The organism is Pseudomonas sp. Sample_24, assembly GCF_004307605.1.
Classification (GTDB): Bacteria; Pseudomonadota; Gammaproteobacteria; order Pseudomonadales; family Pseudomonadaceae; genus Aquipseudomonas.
On record NZ_RCNW01000478.1, the window covers coordinates 1 to 2,639 of the forward strand.

Sequence of the window (2,639 nt, forward strand, 5' to 3'; positions counted from 1 at the left end):
TCCAGTTCGGCACGCCAGCCGCGAGACATCTGGGCCAGTTGCATGCCAAAGCGGTGTTGATCGGTTAACGACATAAAACACTCATGATTAGACTGAAATAGAGAAAAACTAATTATTAGTCAGCTAAGCATGAGCCTTGGCTGGAGGCAAGGCTTGTTCTGTACTGAATCGTTACATCAGTAAACCAATGTCTCAAATCTCAAATTCCGACTGCAACGCGGCACGAACGCAATACAACACTCCTTCGGGTACTCGGCCTGCGAACAATTCAGAAATCTGCGACACGGGTGGCAACTCACCTTCACCGTCGAGGAAAGCGTCCTGAACTTCGCCCATCAAGTCTTCGGGAAGATCCAGCGCCTGTTCCAGCGACAACTGCTGTTTGCCAATCGCCTCGGCGAGCATGGTGTAGACGTTCTTTTCCGAGCACTGCAGTTGCCCCGCGATCTGCACGGGGGTCATGCCCGCGCGGGCCAACGTGATCAGCTCATGGCGTACATCGGCCACCTCCTTCGGCGCCTCGGCCTGGCCGCCGAGCACTTCGAGGAAGGCCTCGCCGTAACGTTCCAGCTTGCGCGCACCGACGCCGCTGACCGTGGCCATCTGCGCCAGCGAGGTTGGCTGGCTGCGCAGCATTTCCAACAAGGTCGAGTCGGGGAAGATAACGTACGGCGGCACGCCATGTTCCTCGGCGAGTTTACGCCGCAGGGCACGCAAGGCTTCCCACTGCTCGCGCTCTTCGCCGCGCACCAATTGGCTCGCCTGGCTCTTGCTGCTTTTGACGGTGGTCTGCGCCTTCAGGTCGCGGCGCAGTTCCAGGGTCACTTCACCTTTGAGCAACGGCCGGCAGGTGTCACTCAGGCGCAGTCCGCCGTAGCCTTCGTGGTCGACATCGGCCAGACCTCGAGCCACCAACTGACGGAACAGCGAGCGCCACTCGCCTTCGGCCCGCGCCTTGCCGACACCGAACACCGACAGGTGCTGGTGGCCGAAGCTGCGGACCTTTTCGTTGTCCTTGCCGAGCAGGACATCCACCAGATGCCCGACGCCATACCGCTGGCCGGTGCGGTAGATCGCCGAGAGCGCCTGACGCGCCGGCTCGGTGGCATCCCAGGTCTGCACGCCGTCGACGCAGTTGTCGCAATGGCCGCATGGCTCGGGCATGTCTTCATCGAAGTAGGCCAACAAGGTCTGGCGGCGGCACCGGGTTTCTTCGCACAGCGACAGCATGGCATCGAGCTTGTGCTGCTCCAGACGCTTGTGGCGTTCGTCGCCCTCGGAGTTCTGCAACATCTGCTTGAGCATCACTACGTCTTGCAGGCCGTAGGCCATCCAGGCATCGGCCGGCAAGCCGTCACGGCCGCCGCGGCCGGTTTCCTGATAGTAGGCTTCAAGGGATTTCGGCAAGTCCAGGTGCGCGACGAACCGCACGTTGGGCTTGTCGATGCCCATGCCGAACGCCACGGTGGCGACCATGATCAGGCCTTCCTCGTTGAGGAAGCGTTTCTGGTGATAGGCGCGCAGATCGTTGGGCAGGCCGGCGTGGTAAGGCAGCGCAGGAAAACCCTGTTCGCTGAGGAACGCGGCCACTTCTTCGACTTTTTTCCGTGACAGGCAGTAAACGATGCCTGCATCGCTGCGTCGCTCGGCGAGGAACGCCAGCAACTGCTTGCGCGGCTGTTCCTTGGGCACGATGCGATAAAAAATGTTCGGGCGGTCGAAACTCGACAGAAAGCGTTCGGCATTTTGCAAGTGCAGGCGGGTGACGATTTCTTCCCGGGTGCGCTTGTCGGCGGTGGCAGTCAGGGCGATGCGCGGCACGTCGGGGAACATTTCCGCCAACTGCCCCAGTTGCAGGTATTCCGGACGGAAATCATGCCCCCATTGCGACACGCAATGCGCTTCGTCAATGGCGAACAGGGCGATGTTCAGCCCCTGCAGGAAGTTCAGCATGCGCGGTTGAACCAGCCGCTCCGGGGCGAGGTAAAGCATTTTCACTTCACCGCGCTTGATCCGTGCCGCCAGGTCGCGCTGTTGTTCGGCGCTGAGGGTGGAGTTGAGCGCTGCGGCGGCCACACCGAGCTCTTCGAGGGTCGCCACTTGATCGTCCATCAACGCAATCAGCGGCGACACCACCACCGCCAGGCCTTCGCGCAGCAGCGCCGGAACCTGAAAGCACAAGGATTTACCGCCACCGGTAGGCATCAGCACCAGGGCATCACCGCCACTGGCTACGCGCTCAATGATTGCACCCTGACGGCCACGGAAACTGTCGTAACCGAAGATGTCCTTGAGGACGCGTTGAGCCTGATCGAGCATAGAAACTCCAAAAATCACCGAAACATCCCTGCAAGGCTGGTTCAGAACCCGCGACGCTGCACAGACAAATCGTAAGTGCGCGTTGCATGACGCTTCACATTTCAGCCGTGAAGCCAGCAGGGCATCACAAAACGCGCGAGTATACCCGAGCACCGTCCGGCAAAGGGCACCGCTGGGGAAGGTGGTGCAAATATGCTGCGCGGCTGGCTCAAGCGCGCAAGAAGGCCTAGAATTCCCGCATCGAACATTCCCCAAGGTAGTCCTTTAATGTCCTTCGCTGAGCAACTAACCCGCCTGCAAGTCTTCCTCGACGCCGACGA

Annotated in this window: 1 protein-coding gene and 1 pseudogene; both read right to left on the reverse strand. The window is 60.4% G+C overall.

What is annotated here, in order from left to right; genetic code table 11:
- Window positions 1-74: pseudogene (locus D8V06_RS27505) on the reverse strand (MarR family transcriptional regulator); the annotation flags it as partial.
- Between the two features lie 118 nt (window positions 75-192).
- Window positions 193-2,319, reverse strand: a complete 2,127-nt coding sequence (gene recQ / locus D8V06_RS27510) for a DNA helicase RecQ (RefSeq protein ID WP_130932196.1) — start codon at window positions 2,317-2,319, stop codon at window positions 193-195.
- Window positions 2,320-2,639: the final 320 nt, after the last annotated feature.